General features: G+C 36.0%; 19 protein-coding genes. 17 read left to right on the forward strand and 2 right to left on the reverse strand.

All coding sequences use genetic code 11. The features are described 5' to 3' along the window. The first annotated feature begins 135 nt into the window (after positions 1-135). On the forward strand, positions 136-1,752 hold the full coding sequence (locus BM201_RS08925) for an ABC-F family ATP-binding cassette domain-containing protein (protein WP_092541777.1): 1,617 nt from the start codon (positions 136-138) through the stop codon (positions 1,750-1,752). A gap of 110 nt (positions 1,753-1,862) precedes the next feature. Here the strand turns inward: BM201_RS08925 and BM201_RS08930 are convergent, their stop codons facing one another. Then, positions 1,863-4,214: a TonB-dependent receptor gene (locus BM201_RS08930; RefSeq protein ID WP_092541779.1), complete on the reverse strand. Its 2,352-nt coding sequence runs from the start codon at positions 4,212-4,214 to the stop codon at positions 1,863-1,865. 406 nt (positions 4,215-4,620) lie between these two features. On the opposite strand from BM201_RS08930, the gene BM201_RS08935 reads away from it, so the two are divergent. Continuing rightward, entirely contained in the window at positions 4,621-4,983 is a 363-nt protein-coding gene (locus BM201_RS08935) for a CoA-binding protein (RefSeq protein WP_092541781.1), read from the forward strand. Here BM201_RS08935 and BM201_RS08940 read toward each other — a convergent pair. Continuing rightward, positions 4,954-6,417, reverse strand: a complete 1,464-nt coding sequence (locus tag BM201_RS08940; protein WP_092541783.1) for a sodium:solute symporter — start codon at positions 6,415-6,417, stop codon at positions 4,954-4,956. The genes BM201_RS08935 and BM201_RS08940 overlap by 30 nt on opposite strands. Positions 6,418-6,500: 83 nt before the next feature. Here BM201_RS08940 and recR point away from each other — a divergent pair, with 83 nt between their 5' ends. From recR to BM201_RS09015, 15 genes are all read left to right on the forward strand, one after another. After that, on the forward strand, positions 6,501-7,118 hold the full coding sequence (gene recR, locus BM201_RS08945; protein WP_092541785.1) for a recombination mediator RecR: 618 nt from the start codon (positions 6,501-6,503) through the stop codon (positions 7,116-7,118). A 184-nt stretch (positions 7,119-7,302) separates the two neighbouring features. Next, complete coding sequence (locus tag BM201_RS08950) at positions 7,303-8,649, forward strand: dihydrolipoamide acetyltransferase family protein (protein ID WP_092541787.1); 1,347 nt, start codon at positions 7,303-7,305, stop codon at positions 8,647-8,649. A gap of 94 nt (positions 8,650-8,743) precedes the next feature. Next, a complete protein-coding gene (locus tag BM201_RS08955; protein WP_092541789.1) occupies positions 8,744-9,517 on the forward strand; it encodes a 3'-5' exonuclease in 774 nt (257 codons plus the stop codon). 2 nt (positions 9,518-9,519) lie between these two features. Next, the gene (locus BM201_RS08960) at positions 9,520-10,464 is read left to right on the forward strand and encodes a carboxypeptidase-like regulatory domain-containing protein (protein WP_092541791.1); all 945 of its coding nucleotides are present in this window, start codon (positions 9,520-9,522) and stop codon (positions 10,462-10,464) included. 32 nt (positions 10,465-10,496) lie between these two features. Beyond that, the gene (locus tag BM201_RS08965; RefSeq protein WP_092541793.1) at positions 10,497-11,111 is read left to right on the forward strand and encodes a fumarylacetoacetate hydrolase family protein; all 615 of its coding nucleotides are present in this window, start codon (positions 10,497-10,499) and stop codon (positions 11,109-11,111) included. A 4-nt stretch (positions 11,112-11,115) separates the two neighbouring features. Then, a complete protein-coding gene (locus BM201_RS08970; protein WP_092541795.1) occupies positions 11,116-11,454 on the forward strand; it encodes an Hpt domain-containing protein in 339 nt (112 codons plus the stop codon). Beyond that, complete coding sequence (locus BM201_RS08975) at positions 11,454-12,704, forward strand: CinA family nicotinamide mononucleotide deamidase-related protein (RefSeq protein ID WP_092541797.1); 1,251 nt, start codon at positions 11,454-11,456, stop codon at positions 12,702-12,704. The genes BM201_RS08970 and BM201_RS08975 overlap by 1 nt, the downstream gene beginning before the upstream one ends. Before the next feature lie 140 nt (positions 12,705-12,844). Continuing rightward, positions 12,845-13,084 (forward strand): 50S ribosomal protein L28, encoded by a 240-nt coding sequence (rpmB, locus tag BM201_RS08980; protein WP_013070732.1) that lies wholly within the window; start codon positions 12,845-12,847, stop codon positions 13,082-13,084. A 26-nt stretch (positions 13,085-13,110) separates the two neighbouring features. Further along, a complete protein-coding gene (gene rpmG / locus BM201_RS08985) occupies positions 13,111-13,293 on the forward strand; it encodes a 50S ribosomal protein L33 (protein WP_013070733.1) in 183 nt (60 codons plus the stop codon). An 8-nt stretch (positions 13,294-13,301) separates the two neighbouring features. After that, on the forward strand, positions 13,302-13,451 hold the full coding sequence (locus BM201_RS08990; RefSeq protein ID WP_092541799.1) for a DUF4295 domain-containing protein: 150 nt from the start codon (positions 13,302-13,304) through the stop codon (positions 13,449-13,451). A gap of 141 nt (positions 13,452-13,592) precedes the next feature. Next, a complete protein-coding gene (gene ftsY / locus BM201_RS08995; RefSeq protein WP_092541801.1) occupies positions 13,593-14,543 on the forward strand; it encodes a signal recognition particle-docking protein FtsY in 951 nt (316 codons plus the stop codon). A gap of 243 nt (positions 14,544-14,786) precedes the next feature. Continuing rightward, positions 14,787-16,445: an amidase family protein gene (locus tag BM201_RS09000; RefSeq protein ID WP_092541803.1), complete on the forward strand. Its 1,659-nt coding sequence runs from the start codon at positions 14,787-14,789 to the stop codon at positions 16,443-16,445. Next, positions 16,445-16,723, forward strand: a complete 279-nt coding sequence (locus tag BM201_RS09005; RefSeq protein ID WP_139219181.1) for a hypothetical protein — start codon at positions 16,445-16,447, stop codon at positions 16,721-16,723. Before BM201_RS09000 ends, BM201_RS09005 begins: the two co-directional genes overlap by 1 nt. A 139-nt stretch (positions 16,724-16,862) precedes the next feature. Beyond that, complete coding sequence (locus tag BM201_RS09010) at positions 16,863-20,096, forward strand: S41 family peptidase (RefSeq protein WP_092541807.1); 3,234 nt, start codon at positions 16,863-16,865, stop codon at positions 20,094-20,096. Positions 20,097-20,231: 135 nt separating this feature from the next. Beyond that, complete coding sequence (locus BM201_RS09015) at positions 20,232-21,110, forward strand: aminotransferase class IV (protein ID WP_092541809.1); 879 nt, start codon at positions 20,232-20,234, stop codon at positions 21,108-21,110. Positions 21,111-21,178 lie beyond the last annotated feature (68 nt).

Raw genomic sequence — 21,178 nt, forward strand, 5'->3', positions numbered from 1 at the left:
CTTGTAACAGATCAACAAATATAAAATGCAGCTAAAATCTTGAATGTTAACCACGAGTTAAAAGGAATTTTCTAAACGTTAATCTTTTAGAAAGTGTACAATATATGCTACTTTTGCGAAAAATTAGAGGAATTTATGCTTTCAGTTTCAAATCTTTCTGTCCAGTTTGGTAAAAGAGTACTTTTTGATGAAGTGAATACTACTTTTACTGAGGGGAACTGCTACGGAATTATTGGTGCCAATGGTGCCGGTAAATCTACATTTTTAAAAATCTTATCTGGAAAATCAGATCCTACGTCTGGTCATGTTCATTTAGAGCCGGGCAAACGTATGTCTGTACTGGAGCAAAATCACAATGTATATGATGATTATCCTGTTTTAGAAACGGTTTTAAGAGGAAATAAACCGCTTTTTGAAATTAAGACCGAAATAGATGCTTTATACGCAGATTATTCTGATGAGAATGCAGATCGTATAGGAGAGCTACAGGTTCAGTTTGAAGAAATGGATGGATGGAATGCAGATAGTGCTGCTGCATCTTTACTTTCTAACCTGGGAATAAAAACAGATCTTCATTATACATTAATGAAAGATCTTGATGGTAAACAAAAAGTACGTGTCTTACTGGCACAGGCACTTTTTGGAAATCCTGATGTTTTGATCATGGATGAGCCTACCAACGACCTGGATTACGAAACGATAAGCTGGTTAGAAAATTTCTTGGCAAACTATGATAATACAGTGATCGTGGTATCTCACGACCGTCACTTTTTAGATGCAGTTTGCACGCATATTTCTGATATCGACTTCGGAAAGATTAATCACTTTAGTGGTAACTATTCTTTCTGGTACGAATCTTCGCAGTTAGCGGCAAGACAGCGTGCACAGCAAAACAAGAAAGCAGAAGAGAAAAAGAAAGAATTACAGGAATTTATCCAGCGTTTTAGCGCGAACGTAGCGAAATCTAAACAGGCTACATCTCGTAAAAAGATGATCGATAAATTAAATATTGAAGAAATTAAACCTTCAAGTCGTCGTTATCCTGCGATCATTTTTGATAGAGATCGAGAAGCAGGAGATCAAATTTTAAATATCGAAAACCTGGAAGCTTCTTTAGAAGGTGAGACACTTTTTAGCGGTGTAGATATCAACTTAACTAAAGGAGATAAAATTGTAGTATTCTCTAGGGATAGTCGTGCAACGACCGCTTTTTACGAGATCATTAATGGAAAAGAAGAACCTGTTGCAGGAAAATTTAATTGGGGAGTAACTACTTCACAATCTTATCTTCCGTTAGATAACTCCGATTATTTTGAAAACGATCTTACTTTGGTTGATTGGTTAAGACAATATGCGAAAACCGAAGAAGAAAGAGAAGAAGTATTTATTCGTGGTTTCTTAGGAAAAATGTTATTTAGTGGCGAGGAAGCTTTAAAAACGAGTAACGTATTGTCTGGAGGAGAAAAAGTACGTTGCATGTTAAGCCGAATGATGATGATGAGGGCAAACGTGCTAATGCTAGATGAGCCTACAAACCACTTGGATCTGGAATCGATTACTGCCTTTAATAATTCGCTTAAGAATTTTAAAGGAACTGTAATGCTTACAACACACGATCACGAGTTTGCACAAACGGTTGCAAACCGTATTATCGAGCTTACTCCAAAAGGAGTGATAGATCGTTACTTAACCTTCGATGAGTATATGAGCGATCCTAAAATAAAGGAGCAACGTGATAAAATGTATTCTTAATTTGTAGAATATCAACTTATAGAAAAACGAAAGCCTGAAGTTTTAACTTCAGGCTTTTCTTTTGGCTAAACAAACAAATTTTTTATCTAAAATGATATAATTTGTTTTCCTTAAAACATTCCGCCACCCTGGGCTTCATCGTTATCTCTTTGTTTTCTTTTTAATTTCTTACCATTACTTCCTCCAAAACGATAGCTAAATCCTAAATACACATTCTGGAATTCACTTTTAAAGTACCCTTCTTGTTCGTAAGGTCTAGTAGTGCTAAATCTATATTCCTGGGTTCCAAATACATCATTAAAGTTTAAACTCAGCGTAGCTTTTTTATCTAAGAAGGTATAGCGACCACCAATGTTTGCAAAAAATACATCTTCATTTTTAAACTGAAGTTCTTCGCTTGGCCCTCTATAGAATCCAAATAATTGAAGTGTTAGATCTTCAGTAACACTAAAACTATTATTCACTCTTGCGGTGTAAACCGTGTTGTCTACTTCAACAAAACTTGTTCCTACGATTCCGCTTTGAGATTGCTGGTATAACTCGAAGCTAGCATTAGCATTCCACCAATCGGTAAATTTATAGTTAGAGGAAAGTTCGAATCCATATGCATTTGTGTCATCAAAGTTTGAAAAAGAGATGATCAAACTTGCAGGATCAGATGGATCTTCTTCGATCAACTGGTTAATGTTATCATTTATATTTCTGAAGAAAACACCACCGGTAAAACTACCGTTCTTAAGTTTTCTGGTGTAATTAAATTCAACCGAGTTTGTGAATTGTGGCTGTAAACTCGGGTTTCCTACCACTGTGATCGTTGGAGTGCTTACCTCTCTTACAGGGCTTACCTGTCCTAAACTTGGTCGATCTATTCTACGACTATAACTTACCTGATAGCTATTTTTTTCGTTAGGCGTATAATTGAAGAATCCTGAAGGATATAATGTTACATAATCATCGGTAAATACATTTTCTCCATTTACATCAGCATCGATATCAAAGCTTTCTAGTCGAGCTCCTAACTGGTAAGAGAATTTCTCGAAAGTTTGTCCAAATGTACTGTATAAGGAGTAAATATTTCTATCGTAATCGTAATCTGAATTTTGAGAAGCAGGATTGTTAGTATCGTAATCTTCAGTATTGGTTAAGATTCTGGCTTCAGCTCCAGCTTCAAATTTTGACCTCTCTCCAATAGGAAGTGAATAGTCAATATTGGTGATCACATTAGATCTTTCTTCTTTTACGATTTCAGCATAAGAATCAAATCGTGCATTGTTGCTAAAATCTGCTGCAAAATCTTCGTCACCGTCAAAATCATTAAAATCGGCTTCAAATAAAATTTCGTGTCCTTCTTTAGGGAATAAATGTTTGTATGCAAAATTATAACTTGCATTCACATTGTTTAAATCCAGGTCTAAATACTGCTCAAAGTTGTTAGCAGGATTGTTAAGATAGGTAGCGGTAATAGTAGCACCTAATCCGCCATCATAAATATTTTGATTGGTATAGAAGCTAAAAGTGTTATTGTCGTCTAGAAAATAATCTACCCCAATTTTATATAAATACGACTCGGTATCATTCAGCATATCTAAAAATTGTGTAGCGTCTCTACCTATTAGGTTAATGTCATTTATATTTTCTCTTTTTCCGAAGTTAGTTCCAAGATTTGCATAGAAATTTAATTTACCCTGGCGGTAATTAAGATCTAAAGAGCCGTTAAAACGTGCATTTTCACCATAAGTTAAACCGGTGTTTAAACTACCGTTAAATCCATTATTAGCGTTTTTGTGTAGAACGATGTTAATGATTCCGCTCATTCCTTCAGGATTATATTTTGCTGAAGGATTAGTGATCAATTCGATCTTTTTAATGGAGCTTGAAGGGATTTGCTTCAATAATTGAGCAGCATCCATATTTGTAGGCTTTCCGTCAATTAAAATACGAACGTTCGAGTTTCCACGTAGCGCGATATTACCGTCTTGGTCTACGTTAACAGAAGGCAGGTTGTTCATGATGTCTGAAGCGCTGGCTCCGGCAGTGGTAAGGTCTTTACCAACATTGATAACTTTCCTGTCGATTCTTTGTTCGATCGTGGAACGTTCGGCAACAACTACAACTTCATCCATTTCGGCAACATCAGGATCAAGATTTATGGTTCCTAATTCCATAGGTCCGTTACGATTTACGACAATTTCTTTACTGAATTTTTTGTAGCCAATAAATTGGATATTCAGGGTGTAAGTGCCCGATTTTACTTTTTTGATGATGAATGACCCGTCTTCTTCTGATGTTGTTCCGGTGATGATGTTTCCTTCTGTGTCTGTTAAGCTTATGGTAGCGTAAGGAATAGGTTCCTGTAAGTCTGTATCCATAATAGTTCCTGATATTCTGGCAAATGGTTCGTTATTTGCAATAGAATTAAAGCCGGTTAGCGCAAGGATGATGATTAAAAATAACTGTTTCATTTTTTGGTTGATGTTTAGTAATTGAAAGTTTGTTATGTTATAAATAATACTTTGTATTGCATAATACCAAAAAGTGTATTTCTGCAATTTTGATGATTTCTACTATAAAGACGACGCTAAAAAATTAATGTTACAGAAATCCTGAATTAATTTTGAAAAAAGTTCGCGCCTTGCAAATAGCGCGAACCTTATCAAGCATTACTATCTTCTAACCATCAAAAAAAAGATAGCAACGACATTTTTAGACTAGTCTTACCATAAAGACTGATAAGTTTGAAACTTGTTACAGTAAATTTTAAAAAGTATTTTTACTCGATAATCGAGATTATATGATTTGAGCTTTGGTTCAACATAAAAATTAATTTCAAAAAACAGATCAGGGATTGGCCCTGAGTTATTTAACAATATGAAAAAGAAAACATTAGTAATAGGAGCTTCTACCAATCCAGCCAGATATTCTAATATGGCGATCAAAAAATTGGTAAGCAAGCAACAACCCGTTGTTGCATTGGGATTAAGAGAAGGAGAAGTTGAAGGAATTGATATAGTAAAAGAAAAAGATCTTTTTACAGATATAGATACCGTAACCTTATACGTTGGTCCAAAAAATCAACCTGAATATTACGAATATCTGGTTGCGCTAAATCCTAAGCGTGTAATTTTTAATCCGGGAACAGAGAATCCTGAACTCTACAGAATTTTAGAGCAAAATAATATCGAATATCAAAACGCCTGTACTTTAGTTATGCTTGGTACGAATCAATACTAAACCTAAAAAGGTGATTGCACCATTTACGATTAGTAATTCGTAGTTAAATACATAACCGCCCAAATATTCTGATGGTAGATTTCCTAAAATAAAGGTCAAAACCACAGATACTAAAGATACGATCCAAACCAGATGATCTTTTATTTGCATTTTGGTAAAAATTCCGAAAGCAAAAAGGCCAAGTAATGGTCCGTAAGTGTAACTGGCGGCTTTTAGAAGTAGATCGATTACACTGCTATCTAGCAAATATTTAAAAGCAATAATAACGATTACTAAAAGCACGCTTATTAAGATATGTGCACGTTTTCTTATACTTGTTTGGGCGCTGGCTTCTCTTTTTTCTATATTTAAAAAGTCCACGCAAAAGCTGGTCGTCAAACTGGTTAAAGCGCTATCTGCACTAGAATATGCAGCAGCGATTAAGCCGAGTAAAAAGATAATGGCAAGGCCCATTCCCATCTCAGCATTTAAAGCTATTTCAGGAAAAAGAAGATCGGTTTTTTCTTTACCGTCTAGCACAGGAACGCTAATTCCGTTTTGTTCAGCATAAATAAAAAGAAGTGCTCCTAGGAAAAGAAATAAGATATTTACCGGAATAAAAACCAGACTGTAAGACATTACATTTTTTTGTGCATCTTTTAGGCTTTTACAGGTTAAATTCTTTTGCATCATATCCTGGTCTAAGCCCGTCATACAAATGGTAATGAACATCCCGCCAAAGAAAGCTTTCCAGAAATAATCTTTTTCAAGAAAATTATCAAAATGGAATGTGCTGGTATAGGGAGCAAGTTCTGGAGCCGAGAAAAAGTCGTTAACTGTCCAGTTTAATTCACTAGATATAAAATATATAGCAATTCCAACAGAGCCTAACATAAAAAGAGTTTGAAGGGTGTCTGTCCAAACAATGGTTTTAATTCCGCCTCGCGAGGTATAGATCCAAATTAGTAAAATCGATAGGATAACGGTTACTACAAAAGGTACATTCCATGCTTCAAAAACAAAATATTGTAAAACGGTAGCCACTAGAAAAAGTCTGAATGAAGCCCCTAACACTCTGGATATAAAAAAGAAAAAAGCTCCGGTTTTGTAACTTACATTTCCGAAGCGATTATTTAAATATTGATAAATTGAAGTAACATTTAAGCTGTAATAAATGGGTAGTAAAACGAAAGAAATCACCAGATAACCAAATAGATAACCGGCTACTACCTGCATGTAGCTAAATTGCGAGTCTCTAACCCACCCGGGAACCGATATAAAAGTAACACCAGAAAGTGAGGCACCAACCATTCCAAAAGCTACGATGTACCAGGGAGATTTACCTTCAGCCTTAAAAAAAGCTTCGTTGCTATCTTCTTTTCCTGTGAAATATGAAATTAAAAGTAAAACACCAAAGTAAAGTGCGATGAGTAGTACAATATGTATAGGTTCCATAAATACGAATTTAACCAAAACAATTGCAAACTTAGCATATTACTAACTATTTGCATCGGTTTAAAAATTGTAAATTTGCGGCTATGGATTTTTCTTCGAAATTATTGGAGCAGGCTGTAGACCAAATGTCGCAGTTGCCTGGTATAGGAAAACGTACCGCGCTTAGATTGGTTTTACACCTTTTAAGGCAACCCGAAACGCAAACCGAACAACTTACCAAAGCACTTTCTAAACTTAAAGCAGAAATAAAAAGATGTCGAAATTGTTATAATATTAGCGATACAGAGCTTTGTGATATTTGTGCAAATCCTTCCAGACAGGAAGACCTTGTTTGCGTTGTAGAAGATATTCGTGATGTGATGGCGATCGAAAATACAGGGCAATATCGCGGCATGTATCATGTTTTGGGTGGTAAAATTAGCCCCATGGATGGTATTGGTCCTTCGCAACTTACTATAAAACCATTGATCAAAAAAGTGAAAGATGGCAAGATACAGGAGATCATTTTTGCATTAAGTAGCACGATGGAAGGCGATACGACGAACTTTTATATTTATAAACAATTAGAAGGAACGGGTATAAAAACATCTACCATCGCCAGGGGAATAAGTGTAGGAGATGAGTTAGAATATGCAGATGAGGTGACTTTAGGCCGAAGTATTACCAATCGAGTTCCTTTTGAAAATAGCCTAAAAAGTTAAAATGCTTTAAGCTTCTGCTTTCAGGTTGAAGGATGAAATTGTAATTTTACACAATACTTTTTTAAGTATAGATGCAAAAATATTTTCAGTGAATTTATGTTTTATTGATTTTTTAATATTTAAAAACCTTTAATTTAAGTAAATTCGCAAACGAAACAACAAAAAATAGCTTTCAAATATAGATATGGCAAAATTTGAACTGAAATTACCTAAAATGGGAGAAAGTGTTGCTGAGGCAACCATAACCAGCTGGTTAAAAGAAGTAGGCGATACCATTGAAGCAGATGAACCGGTACTGGAAATAGCTACAGATAAAGTAGATAGCGAAGTGCCAAGTGAAGTAGATGGTAAGCTTGTAGAAATACTTTTTGAGGCAGATGATGTAGTTGAAGTTGGCCAAACGATCGCTATTATAGAAACTGATGGCGAAGTTAATCAGGATGATGATTTAGCTATTGATCTTGAAGAAGATAGTAACGAAGGTAGCCAAGAAGATGCTGAGGAAGTAGAGCAGCATGCTGCAGAAGCTGAAGCTGCGGTTGAAATGGCAATGGAAACTACAGGAAGTTCAGATTATTCAGATTCAGATCGTTTTTATTCTCCATTAGTAAAAAACATTGCTAAAGAAGAGAATATTAGCCTGGAAGAACTGGAAGCCGTAAAAGGTACCGGGAAAGATGGGCGCGTTACTAAAGACGATATCTTAGCTTATGTAGAAAACCGTGGAAGCAAGCCAAAAACTTCAACGGCTAACAATACTACTTCAAAATCAGATCATTTAGAACCTGCTTTTAAAAATCAGGAGAATGTGGTGACTTCTGGCGAAGACGAGATTATCGAAATGAGCCGTATGGGGAAAATGATTAGTAAGCACATGATCGATAGTGTGCAAACTTCAGCCCACGTGCAGTCTTTTATAGAAGTAGATGTAACCAATATCTATAACTGGAGAAATAAGCATAAGGAAGCTTTTCAGAAAAAAGAGGGCGAAAAACTAACATTTACGCCAATATTTATGGAAGCTGTAGCTAAGGCTATTCGTGATTTCCCATTGATCAATATTTCTGTAGATGGAGACAAAGTGATCAAGAAGAAAGATATTAATTTGGGGATGGCGGCAGCGCTTCCAGATGGGAATTTAATCGTACCTGTTATTAAAAATGCAGATCGATTAAATCTTGTAGGAATGGCCAAAGCGGTAAACGACCTGGCAAATAGAGCAAGACAAAATAAGCTAAAACCAGACGATATTCAGGGAGGAACTTATACGGTAACCAATGTAGGTACATTTGGTAGTATTATGGGAACACCAATTATTAATCAGCCTCAGGTAGGTATTCTGGCTTTAGGTGCAATTAGAAAAATGCCTGCGGTTATAGAAACTCCAGAAGGTGATTTTATCGGGATTCGATATAAAATGATCCTTTCACATAGTTACGATCATCGTGTGGTAAACGGTGCGCTAGGCGGGCAATTTGTGCAACGTGTAGCTCAATACTTAGAAGGCTTCGATAAGAATAGAGAAATATAAAATTAATGTATATAAAGAGAAACCGGAATTGCTTTTTATGGGGCGATTCCGGTTTTCTTTTTATATTGCTGTAAGAAAAATCAAACCTTAAAAGATGGAATTAAAGCTTACAAAGCCTATTTGTTTTTTCGATCTGGAAACTACCGGAACGAACCTTGCTAAAGATAGGATTGTAGAAATAGCGATATTAAAAGTATATCCAAACGGAAATAAAGAAAGTAGAACCTGGTTGGTAAATCCAGAAATGGAGATTCCAAAAGAGGTTATTGCTATTCACGGAATTTCGAACGAGAAAGTGGCGAACGAGCCGACTTTTAAAGAATTATCCAAGCAAATCTACGACATGATTAAAGGTTGTGATCTTGGAGGCTATAATTCCAATCGCTTTGATATACCACTTTTAGCTGAAGAATTACTACGTGCAGATATCGATTTTGATATGAAGAATATGCTTGCCGTAGATGTACAAACGATCTTCCATAAAAAAGAGCAGCGAACTTTAGCAGCCGCTCTTAAGTTTTACTGCGGAAAAGATCTTATCGATGCGCACAGTGCCGCTGCAGATACTGAAGCGACTTACGAAGTTTTAAAATCTCAGCTAGATAAATACGAGGATTTAGAGAATGATATTAAGTGGTTGTCGCAATATAGTGCTCGCAAGAATTTTGCAGATTTTGCCGGTTTTATAAGCTTCAATAAAAAAGGAGAGGAAGTTTTCTCTTTTGGAAAATATAAAGGAAAGCTTGTAGAAGAGGTTTTAGAAAAGGAACCCGGTTATTTTGGTTGGTTACAGAATGCCGATTTTCCACTATATACCAAGAAAGTATTAACCGCGATAAAATTGCGTAAGCTGAATACAAAACTTTAAAAATGCGGCTTCTGCTTCCTTTTTTTCTGTTTATTTCTGCGAGCGCTCTTGGGCAAGCTATCAGAGCAGTGGGGCAAGTTGTAGATGCTGAAACTTTAGAGCCATTACCTTACGTAAATATTATTTTAGAGGAAGAAAAAAGAGGAACTTCTACAGATAAAGAAGGCAGGTATTCTTTTGTAGTAAAAGATATTGCTGAAGATACTGATGTGAAATTTAGTTATGTAGGTTACGAATCTAAGCATGCACCGTTAAAGGAATTAAAAGGAAAAGTAATTCGATTAAAACCTTCTGTAGATCATTTAGCTGAAGTTCGCTTATATACCATAAAAGAAAAAAAACGACAAAGAATTAACGATTTTCGACGTAAAGAAATCATTGGGCTTGGTAATTTTAGCGGTGGGCAATATCCGAGTATCGTTGCCAGGCATTATGATAAGCCGGAAAAGTTTGATGAAGGCTGTTTTATAAAGAATATTGAAGTCCGTTATTTTTCCGTAGAAAAAACACTTTACGGAAGCGCAAAATTCAGGTTACGGATTATGGCGGTGGATAACCAAGGAAAACCTTCTTATGATCTACTAAGCGACGGATTGATTATCCAGAAAGAGGCCAGCCAGTTTAAAAGCAAAATTGATATGCTTCCATATAAAATTCCGGTTCCAAAGGATGGGTTTTTTGTAGCAGTAGAGCATTTGTTTATTGAAGAAAATGCCTATTTTGAAGAAAAAGATTATCGTGTTAACGACACTATTATTTATCGTGATGTGAAATTGCGTAAATATGGACCAGTTTTTAGCGGAGTTTTAGAAGAATATAGGGAAGGTTTTAATTCATATTACAAAGACACTAATGGCTGGCAAAAAATGGATAATTTAGATAATTCGAATGAAGTTTTTTCTGGAATGTTGCCAGTCCCGGCATTCAAAATAACCTTGACAGATTAGAGACTAAAAAAACAGATTAAAAAGTATTGCAAATGAAGCTTATTTGTATAGGTAGAAATTATACCGATCATATTGCCGAGTTAGAAAATGAAAAGCCAGAAGATCCTGTAGTTTTTCAGAAGCCAGATACGGCGATATTATTAAAAAAACAGCCTTTTTTTATTCCAGATTTTTCTAATGATGTGCATTACGAAGTAGAATTACTGGTAAAGATCACACGAGTAGGAAAACATATTCAGCCTAAATTTGCTCATAAATACTATGATGAAATAGGTTTGGGAATCGATTTTACGGCCAGAGATCTTCAGGCGAAACTAAAATCTAAAGGACTTCCGTGGGAAAAAGCAAAAGGATTTGATGGTGCCGCGGTAATTGGTGAAAAATGGCTGGATAAAAATCGGTTTTCAGATTTAAACAATATTAATTTTAGTTTAAAAAAGAATGACGAAATTGTACAAAATGGCAATAGTTCTTTGATGCTTTGGAAAATTGACGAACTAATTGCTTATATTTCAACATTCTTTACATTAAAGATCGGTGATATTATCTTTACGGGAACACCTGCAGGTGTTGGCCCGGTTGCTCCAGAAGATAATTTAACCGGATTTATTGAAGAAGAAGAAATTTTTTCTATAAATATTAAATAACCCCATGAGTAGCTACGATTTAAAAGATGTAGAAGAAATGGCAGGCGGTGATCAGGAATTTATGCTTGTAGTAGTACAAACTTTTCTTGAAGAGATTCCGCCAGATGTAGAAGCCATGAATGAAGCTATAAATAATGGTAACGCAAATCTCGCCTACAGTTTTGCCCATAAGATGAAACCAAATCTAAAATTGTTTGGATTACAGTTAATGCCAGAGATTACTGTAATCGAGCAATGGTCTAAACAAGGGAAAAATAAAGAAGATGCTCCAAAGGCTGCAAGAACGATTACAGCTAAAGTAACGCAGGTTTGCAAAGAATTAAAAGAAGACTTTAATCTTTAATGAACGCAGAGATCATAACGATTGGCGACGAAATTCTTATCGGCCAGATCATCGATACCAATTCGGCTTATATTGCAAAAGAGCTTAATAAAATAGGGGTAAGTATTCATCAAATAACTTCTATAGAAGATGAATGGAACCATATTTTAACTACTTTAGGTGAAGCCCAAAAAAGAGCAGATATTGTAATTATTACCGGTGGGCTTGGGCCTACCAAAGATGATATCACCAAAAAATGTCTCTGCGAATTTTTTAACGATACCCTGGTAAAGAACGAGGAAGTTTTAGCGCATGTCGAAGAGCTTTTTGAGAAATATATCGATACACCAATTTCAGATCTTAACAGGATGCAGGCGTTGGTGCCATCTAAAGCAGAGGTTTTAAAGAATAGTTATGGGACTGCTCCCGGAATGTGGCTTAAAAAAGATAGTACTGTATTTGTTTCTATGCCGGGTGTGCCATACGAGATGAAAGCATTAATGCAAGATGAGGTAATTCCAAGAATTAGAGAGCGTTTTAAACGACCTTTTATTTTGCATAAAACAGTGCTGACATTAGGGATGGGTGAAAGTGCTATTGCTGAAAAAATTGAGTCCTGGGAAGAAGCATTACCGGCTCATATACGTCTGGCTTATTTGCCAAACTTGGGTAAAGTACGTTTACGTTTAAGTACAAAAGGTAGTGATCCTAAAATAATGGCACAGGAAGTAGATGACCAAATCGCTTCGCTTAGCCAGATTATTGGAGAAATTATAAAAGGAGTAGAGGAAGAAAATCCTATAGAAGTTCAGATTGGTAATTTATTAAAAGAAAAAAATGCCAGCCTGGCTACTGCTGAAAGTTTTACAGGAGGTAGATTAGCTTCTATTTTTACCAAAAATTCAGGTTCTTCAGCTTTTTTTAAAGGGAGCGTGGTGGCATATGCTACAGAAGCTAAAGTGAATATTCTTGGAGTTTCGCAGGAGCTTATTGATAAATATTCTGTGGTAAGTAATGAAGTGGCTTGTGAAATGGCTAGGAAAGTAAAAGCTTTATACCAAACCGATTACGCCATTGCAACAACAGGAAACGCAGGCCCATCAAAAGGAGATAGCGATGCAGATGTTGGAACTGTCTTTTTAGCGATCGCTACCCCAGATCATGTTTTTGCCAGAGAATTCAACTTTGGGAATCATAGAGACAAGGTTTTTGGGAAGGCCATAAATAAATGTATGGAGCTAGTATTAGATGAAATTTATAGCCAAAAATAGAGGTGTTTTCTTCAATAATTTCATACTCAATAACAACGAAAATAATATCGTAAATTTTTTTTACAGAATGTGTTGTGAATTAGGGATAAAAATCGTTAATTTGCACCCTGTTTTGAAATAACGAGATAAAGTATAGAGCAATGTCAAGAGTTTGTGAACTTACAGGTAAAAAAGCGATGGTTGGGAACAATGTTTCTCACGCAATGAATAAAACCAAGCGTAAATTTAACGCGAACCTGGTTAAGAAACGTTTTTTTATTCCTGAAGAGGATAAATGGATCACTTTAAAAGTGTCTACCTCTGCGCTTAAAAATATTAACAAGAAAGGAATCTCTGCCGTTATTAAAGAGGCTAGAGCAAAAGGATTTCTTCAAAAATAATCCTTTACTTATAAAAACAAATTAAGATGGCAAAGAAAGGAAACAGAGTACAGGTTATTTTAGAATGTACCGAGCATAAAGCTTCTGGACAACCAGGTACATCAAGATACATTACTACGAAGAATAAAAAGAATACACCGGATAGAATGGAGTTAAAGAAATTTAACCCAATCTTGAAAAAAATGACGGTTCATAAAGAGATTAAATAATTTGAGTCATGGCAAAGAAATCAGTTGCAGCATTACAAACAGGATCTAAGAGATTAACCAAAGCTATTAAAATGGTTAAATCTCCTAAAACAGGTGCATATACTTTCGTTGAGGCTATTATGGCTCCTGAAGATGTTAACGATTATTTGAAAAAGTAATCGGATAAAAAATTTATAATTTTTTTAAAAGGCCGTCCTGATTTGTTATCTGGACGGCTTTTTCTTTTTATGTATATTTACCCCTAATTTTAGAGTCCTTTTTTCGATTAGGACCATTCTCATTAAAACTAACAATCAAAAATGAGTTTATTTAAAAAGATTTTTTCAAAAGAAAAGAAAGAAACTCTCGATAAAGGGCTAGAAAAAAGTAAGACCAGTTTTTTCTCTAAAATGAGTAAAGCTGTTGCCGGGAAATCTAAAGTAGACGATGAAGTTTTAGATGATCTGGAAGATGTTTTGGTAAGTAGTGATGTAGGTGTTGCTACTACGATCAAAATTATTAACCGAATTGAAGATCGTGTGGCTAAAGATAGATATCTGGGTACAGACGAGCTTAACCAGATCCTACGCGAAGAAATTGCAGGTTTGTTATCTGAAACTAACTCGGGTAATGCAACAGATTTTACTGTTCCAGATAAGAAACCATACGTAATGATGGTGGTAGGGGTAAATGGTGTTGGTAAAACAACGACCATCGGTAAGCTGGCAAACCAATTTAAAAATCGTGGATTAAAAGTAGTTTTAGGTGCAGCCGATACTTTTAGAGCTGCAGCAATAGATCAATTACAAGTTTGGGCAGAACGTACAGACGTGCCTATTATCAAACAATCTATGGGAAGCGATCCAGCCTCTGTTGCTTTTGATACGGTACAAAATGCAGTCAAAATGGATGCCGATGTAGTACTTATCGATACTGCCGGAAGATTGCACAACAAGGTAAACCTTATGAAAGAACTTTCTAAAGTAAAACGAGTGATGCAAAAAGTAATTCCAGATGCACCACACGAAGTACTTTTAGTTTTAGATGGTTCTACCGGGCAAAATGCTTTTGAACAGGCTAAACAATTTACAGCCGCTACTGAAGTTACTTCGCTAGCCGTAACCAAACTGGATGGAACTGCAAAAGGCGGTGTAGTGATTGGGATTAGCGACCAGTTCCAGATTCCGGTGAAATATATTGGCGTAGGAGAGCGTGTTGAGGATCTTCAGGTATTCAATAAATTTGAATTTGTAGATTCATTTTTCAAATAATTCTAGCTGATTTTATCGATTTTGAACTAGTATTTTTTACCGGTTTAAGATGGTAAGATTTTAACTTATTATAGATTCCTGAAGTTTTTTATTTCAATTCATTTTTAAGGAATTATTATTTTTCGAAATTAATTTTGTGCTTTTGAAGGCTATTTTCTTCCGAAGAAATTTTAAACAGAGTAAGATTTGTTCTTTTAGAATATACAAATAAACTAACCAATATTAACCAACTAACCACCCCATATGAAAAAGATCTTATTCTTGTGCGGAATATTGGCCATTATAGGCTGTAAAAAAGATAAAGAAAGTAAAAAGGATTCTCAGGAAATTGTAGTTTCAGATTCAACTGGTACTAGCGAATATCAGGGAGATGTAATGCTAGAATTTAAGGTTTTAGATTCTAAATATATCGAGAATGACGTGCTTTGGGCGCCATTCGAAATCGAACTCTATAAAGTTACAGAAAAGAAATACGATAGCTTAAAATCGATAATTCTTGAAAAATCTGTGACAGAATTACAAAGTGCGATCGCAAAAGAAGAACTTACCTACGAAGAGCTTACTCTATTTTATTTATATAGAATGCGAAAGTTAGATCGTGAAAATGAACTTTCTTTAAATTCTGTAATAGCGATTAATCCAGATGTGTTAACCGAAGCTCGTTTAAAGGATAGAAATTATAAAAATACCGAGAATAAAAGTCCTATTTATGGGATACCGGTATTGCTAAAAGATAATATTAATACAGCTACGATGCCAACAACGGCCGGAGCTGTAGCGCTGCAAGGAAATACAACACCTAATGCTTTTATCGCGAATCAATTAGAAAGTAGCGGTGCAATTATTTTAGGAAAAGCTAACCTTAGTGAATGGGCTTATTTTTTCTGTAAAGGATGTCCTAGTGGATATTCGGCAGTAGGAGGGCAAACTTTAAATCCTTACGGGCGTAGGTTTTTTGATACTGGAGGTTCCAGCTCTGGTAGTGGTGTTGCAGTGGCTGCTAATTTTGCTCCTTTGGCAGTAGGATCTGAAACTTCAGGATCTATACTTTCACCATCTAGTCAGAATAGTTTAGTGGGATTAAAACCAACAATCGGACTTTTAAGTAGAACCGGAATCGTTCCTATTTCAAGTACCTTAGACACTCCTGGCCCAATGACGAAAACCGTTATGGACAACGCCATTTTGTTGAGTGCTATGGCGGGAAGAGATACTAGCGACGCGAAAGTGTTTTCAGATTCTATTAAAGTAACCACAGATTATTACTCGGCTTTAAGCGATACTACAAGTTTACGCGGAGTAAGATTAGGTGTGATCAAAGAACTTACTGAAGATTCTTTATATAGTCGTGCCATTAACGATCTTAAAAAAGTTGGAGCTCAAATCGTCGAATTTGAAGCTGAAGACATTGATTTGCCAAATTTTCTTAGGCTGTTAAATCTTGATATGAAAAAAGATCTTCCTGCTTATCTAAAGCGATATGGCAAAAGGGTAGACGTTAGATCTGTAGAAGATATAATGGCTTTTAATGTTGAAGATTCAGTGCAACGTGCTCCTTATGGGCAGGGATTGTTTGAAGGAATTGTAAAGGATACCGCTTCAGCAGAAGAATTTCAGGCAATAAAAGATACCCTAAAAACACGCGGAAAGCGGTTTTTTAATATCCCGATGAAAGAATATGATTTAGACGGTGTTCTTTCGATAAATAATTATCATGCCGGTTTTGCCGCAGTTGCAGAATATCCTGCGATTACAGTACCTATGGGCTATGACGATATTGGAGAACCTAAAGGTTTAACCTTTATTTCTATTCCTTATTCTGAACAAAATTTACTACGCTGGGCTTATGCATACGAGCAGGAATCGCAGCAGCGTAAACCACCAAAAGACTATTCTAAGTAATGGCACAACGATACCTGATTATATTTACCAAACTTATATTTATATACTGTCTGTTTTATGTGATCATGAAAATACTGGCCGTTTTTCAGGGTGCATGGCTTTATGCTAACCTAATTATAGCTTTCCCGGTGCTCATATTGGGCCTTTTAGGTGCATATTTTGTAAAGATCAAGAAGTACAATTGGCTATACGTTATCATTTGTGCAATACTTATAAGTATTATCAGGTATTACGAACAAGGCTGGTTATTAGGCTTGCATAATTATTTTGGTACTTAGAAGATATATTCTAACTATATAGATTATAAAAACCCATCTTAACGAAAGTTTCGATGGGTTTTTTATAGCCTTAAAGTTTCCGATTGTTAGTATCTTAGTGCAACTCTTATAATTTTTCTAAACTAAATTCAATCACTTTATGAAAAAATCTTACTTGCTGATGATGCTATTGCTGGCTAGTGTGGCAATTTCGGCACAAGAAAATGCAAAATGGTTACGATATCCTTCGATTTCTCCAAATGGTGAGACCATCGTATTTGGATATATGGGTAACCTTTATCGCGTGAGTAGCGATGGTGGTGTGGCTATCGCGATAACTACGGGCGATGCTTACGATATGCGGCCTGTTTGGAGTAACAATGCTAAGAGCATTGCTTTTGCCAGTGATCGCTATGGGAATTTTGATGTATATACAATGCCGGCAACTGGCGGCACACCAACAAGATTAACTTTTAATAGCGCTAATGATTATCCTTACGATTTCACACCAGAGGATGATAAAATTCTCTACGGAAGTGGTCGTAATGCACCGGCTTCGAGTGTTAGATTTCCTAATCCCGGATTATTTCAAAATTTATATACCATTCCTCTACAAGGAGGAAGACCAGAATTGCTTACCGCTGCGGGGGCTGAAGAAGCTCACTTTAGTAATGATGGAGAACATTTGGTATTTCAGGATAGAAAAGGTTACGAAGATGCCTGGAGAAAACATCATACTTCAGCCGTGACCAGGGATATTTGGTTGTATGATGTAGAAAATGATTCTTACAAACAAATTAGTGATTTTGAAGGTGAAGATCGCGAGCCGGTTTTTAGTGCAGATGCTTCAAAAGTGTTTTACCTGAATGAAAAAGACGGTACACAAAATCTTTACGTGAAAAGCCTTGATTCTGGTTCTGAAGAAAAACTAACGAATTTTAAAGATTTTCCGGTTCGTCATTTAAGTATTTCAGATAATGATAAACTTGCTTTTTCCTGGAAAGGCGAAGTTTATACCATGATGCCGGGATCTGAGCCTGAAAAATTAGCAATAAAAGTTTTAGATGATGCTGCTTTCGAGGCTATCAAAAATATGGATATAAACAGTGTAACCGAGTTTGCTGTTAGTCCGAATAATAAAGAGATCGCTTTTGTAAACCGTGGGGAAGTTTTTGTAACTGGTGTAGATGATTCTCGTACCAAAAGAATCACCAATACCTCTACGCAGGAGCGAATGATCAGCTGGTCACCAAACGGAAAAGAACTTATTTTTTCTGGGGAACAGGATGGTAGCTGGAATGTGTATAAAGCGACGCTAAATCGACCTCAGGAAGAGTATTTTTATGCTTCAACCATTGTTGATATTAAGCCTTTAATTAATACTGAAGTTGAAGAATTTCAGGCAAAAATTGCCCCAGATTCATCTAAAATCGCCTTTGTAGAAGAGCGAAATATTTTGAAGGTAATGGATCTAAAATCCGGCAAGAAAACAGTTATTCTTCCTGAAGGTAGAAATCATTCTTACAGCGATGGAGATTGGTCTTTTCAATGGAGTCCAGATAGCCGTTGGTTAATGGTAGACGATCAAAAAGGATATTTCTTCCTTAATAATACTGCTTTGATCAAAGCTGATGGTAGCGGTGAAATTTTTCATCCTGTAAATAGCGGATTTGGAGAATCGAATGCCAAATGGGCAATGGATGGTAAGATGATGACGTACGCCAGCAGTCGTGAAGGTAGAAAATCTTTAGCATTACAGGGAAGTACAGAGCAGGATATCTATGCGGTTTTTTTCAATCAAAAAGCTTATGACCGTTACACTTTAAGCGAAGAAGAATTCAAGCTTTTAGAAGAGCGTGAGAAAAAGGAGAAAGAAGAAAAGGAAAAAGCTGAAGAAGACGATAAAAAGTCTAAAAAGAAGAAAGAGGATAAAAAAGAAGAATTAAAGCTCGATTTTGATAATCTGGATATTCGTAAAGTAAAACTTACGATCAATTCGGCCAGCATTAGCGATTATGTGCTAAATAAAGATGCGAGTAAGGTCTTTTACCTGGCTTCTTTCGAAAAAGGATATGATCTTTGGGTAACAGAGCCACGAACGAGAGAAACTAAGATCTTGGCTAAAATGGGCGGTTCGCCAAGCGGAATCGAAATTAGCGAAGATGGTAAATCATTATTTTTAAGTAATAATGGCAGGCTGGTAAAGGTGGATGCTGAAAGTGGTAAAGTAGATAATATCGCGATTAACGGAGATATGGTTGTAGATGCCGCTACAGAACGAGATTATATGTTTAACCACATGTGGAGACAGGTAACCAAGAAATTCTATGATCCAGAAATTCATGGTATCGATTGGCAAATGTATCATGATGAATATGCCAAATTCTTACCGCACATCAACAACAATTATGATTTTCAGGAATTGTTAAGTGAACTTTTAGGTGAATTAAATGCTTCGCACACCGGTGGTCGTTATTATGCTTCAGGAGCTAATGGAGATCATACCGCATCTTTAGGCTTGTTGTATGACGAATCTTATATGGGCAACGGAATTAAAATTTCCGAAGTTATCTCGGGGGGGCCATTAGATAATGCCGATAGTAAAATAAAAGCAGGTGATATTATTACCAAAATCAATGGTAAAAGCATCGATTCTAATGAAAACTGGAATAAGTATTTAAATAACATTCAGGATAAAAATACACTGCTAACGATCAAAAGCGGTAATTCAACTTTCGAAGAAACTATTAAACCGGTTTCAAAAGGATCTATTCGTAGTTTGATGTATAAACGTTGGGTAAGAACTATGGAGCGCAAAACCGATAGTCTTAGTGGTGGAAAACTAGGTTACGTACATATCCAGGGAATGAATGATGGAAGTTTTAGAGATGTTTTCGAAAATGCCCTTGGTAAGAATTTAGAAAAAGAAGGTCTTGTGGTAGACACCCGTTTTAATGGCGGTGGTTGGTTACACGACGATCTTAATACTTTTTTAAGCGGAGAAGAATATCTGAAATTCGCACCGCAGGGAGAAGTAATTAGTGGTGGTGAGCCAATGGCTCGCTGGACGAAACCTAGCATTGTTTTAATGAGTGAAGGAAACTATAGTGATGCTTTTATCTTCCCTTACGTGTACAAACAAAACGGAATTGGTAAACTGGTAGGAATGCCTGTTGCCGGTACCGGTACAGCAGTTTGGTGGGAAAGACAAATAGATCCTTCGATCGTATTTGGAATTCCTATGGTGGCTACTATTGGAGCAGAAGGCGTACCAACCGAGAATATGGAATTACAACCGGATATCGAAGTGGCTTTACCTTATAACGAATTTTTAAACGGTGAAGATCCACAGCTGCAAACCGCAGTAAAAGAACTTTTAAAAGAAACCGAATAGTATTTTTTAAACATAATTTATCCTGAGTTAAATCGGGATCGATTTAATATAAATTTAGAACTGCCTCGTGAAAAATTTTCCGGGGCAGTTTTTTTATAGCCTTCAAAAGTCTATTTTTAGATTTTGCATTACGATATGAAGCTAACTTACCCCAGCAAAGTCTATTTAAACGGAGAATGGTTAAAGCCTGAAGAGGCGAAAATCTCTGTTTTTGATCGTGGTTTTTTATTCGGCGACGGCATTTACGAAGTCATTCCTTTTTATAGCGGAAATTTATTTTTGCTGAAAGAACATTTAGACCGATTGAAATATTCTTTAAATGAAGTCGAACTGAAATGCGATATTGGTGATTTTGAAGCACTAATTTTAAAAGCGATCGATCTGGCTGAATTAAACCAGGAAGATGGCGCAATTTACATTCAGGTGAGTAGGGGAATGGCACCAAGAACACATTATTTTCCTGAAAAATACAATGCTACAGTGCTTATGTATGCCTATAAAACCAATCTTAGAGGTTTTCAGCAGGAATTTAAAGATGTGGTGGTGTCCAATGATTTACGTTGGCATCGTTGCGATATAAAATCGGTTTCTCTAATGGCCAATATTATCGCAAATACCGAAGCTAAAAAAGGTGGTTTTGCTGAAAATATAATGATTAGAGATGGTTTTTTTACTGAAGGTTCACATTCTTCCCTGTTCTTTGTGAAAAACGATACGGTTTATACACATCCCAATGGAACATTCATTTTACCCGGAATTACCCGAAATTTTCTTATTCAACTATGTAAGAACAATGCTATAGAAATTATCGAAGAAGCACTTCCGGTTTCAGCACTAGATGAGGTTACTGAAGTTTTTATCACCGGAACCACCACCCAGATCACAGCAATCAAGAATCTTCATTTTCCAGATAAAATTTTAAATTTTGGAGACCAGATCGGAAAAGTGACTAAAATGCTTCAACAATTATTTTCTGAAGAAGTAAAGAAACAAACAGGAGTGGATTTAAGTTAGTAGTTGATGAAAAAGCTCTCAGCTGTCAGCTCTCAGCCAAAGTTTTAATAATTGTAAAACATAAATAA

The organism is Zunongwangia mangrovi (genome assembly GCF_900112105.1).
GTDB lineage: Bacteria > Bacteroidota > Bacteroidia > Flavobacteriales > Flavobacteriaceae > Zunongwangia > Zunongwangia mangrovi.

What these genes read in the sequence shown, in the direction of transcription:
- rpmB (WP_013070732.1), top strand. Translation starts at nt 12,845, where the DNA reads ATGTCAAGAGTTTGTGAACTTACAGGTAAAAAAGCGATGGTTGGGAAC.
- BM201_RS09000 (WP_092541803.1), top strand. Translation starts at nt 14,787, where the DNA reads ATGAAAAAGATCTTATTCTTGTGCGGAATATTGGCCATTATAGGCTGT.
- BM201_RS08955 (WP_092541789.1), top strand. Translation starts at nt 8,744, where the DNA reads ATGGAATTAAAGCTTACAAAGCCTATTTGTTTTTTCGATCTGGAAACT.
- BM201_RS08970 (WP_092541795.1), top strand. Translation starts at nt 11,116, where the DNA reads ATGAGTAGCTACGATTTAAAAGATGTAGAAGAAATGGCAGGCGGTGAT.
- ftsY (WP_092541801.1), top strand. Translation starts at nt 13,593, where the DNA reads ATGAGTTTATTTAAAAAGATTTTTTCAAAAGAAAAGAAAGAAACTCTC.
- BM201_RS08950 (WP_092541787.1), top strand. Translation starts at nt 7,303, where the DNA reads ATGGCAAAATTTGAACTGAAATTACCTAAAATGGGAGAAAGTGTTGCT.
- BM201_RS08930 (WP_092541779.1), bottom strand. Translation starts at nt 4,214, where the DNA reads ATGAAACAGTTATTTTTAATCATCATCCTTGCGCTAACCGGCTTTAAT.
- BM201_RS08975 (WP_092541797.1), top strand. Translation starts at nt 11,454, where the DNA reads ATGAACGCAGAGATCATAACGATTGGCGACGAAATTCTTATCGGCCAG.
- BM201_RS08965 (WP_092541793.1), top strand. Translation starts at nt 10,497, where the DNA reads ATGAAGCTTATTTGTATAGGTAGAAATTATACCGATCATATTGCCGAG.
- BM201_RS09010 (WP_092541807.1), top strand. Translation starts at nt 16,863, where the DNA reads ATGAAAAAATCTTACTTGCTGATGATGCTATTGCTGGCTAGTGTGGCA.
- BM201_RS09005 (WP_139219181.1), top strand. Translation starts at nt 16,445, where the DNA reads ATGGCACAACGATACCTGATTATATTTACCAAACTTATATTTATATAC.
- BM201_RS08935 (WP_092541781.1), top strand. Translation starts at nt 4,621, where the DNA reads ATGAAAAAGAAAACATTAGTAATAGGAGCTTCTACCAATCCAGCCAGA.
- BM201_RS09015 (WP_092541809.1), top strand. Translation starts at nt 20,232, where the DNA reads ATGAAGCTAACTTACCCCAGCAAAGTCTATTTAAACGGAGAATGGTTA.
- BM201_RS08940 (WP_092541783.1), bottom strand. Translation starts at nt 6,417, where the DNA reads ATGGAACCTATACATATTGTACTACTCATCGCACTTTACTTTGGTGTT.
- recR (WP_092541785.1), top strand. Translation starts at nt 6,501, where the DNA reads ATGGATTTTTCTTCGAAATTATTGGAGCAGGCTGTAGACCAAATGTCG.
- BM201_RS08960 (WP_092541791.1), top strand. Translation starts at nt 9,520, where the DNA reads ATGCGGCTTCTGCTTCCTTTTTTTCTGTTTATTTCTGCGAGCGCTCTT.
- BM201_RS08990 (WP_092541799.1), top strand. Translation starts at nt 13,302, where the DNA reads ATGGCAAAGAAATCAGTTGCAGCATTACAAACAGGATCTAAGAGATTA.
- BM201_RS08925 (WP_092541777.1), top strand. Translation starts at nt 136, where the DNA reads ATGCTTTCAGTTTCAAATCTTTCTGTCCAGTTTGGTAAAAGAGTACTT.
- rpmG (WP_013070733.1), top strand. Translation starts at nt 13,111, where the DNA reads ATGGCAAAGAAAGGAAACAGAGTACAGGTTATTTTAGAATGTACCGAG.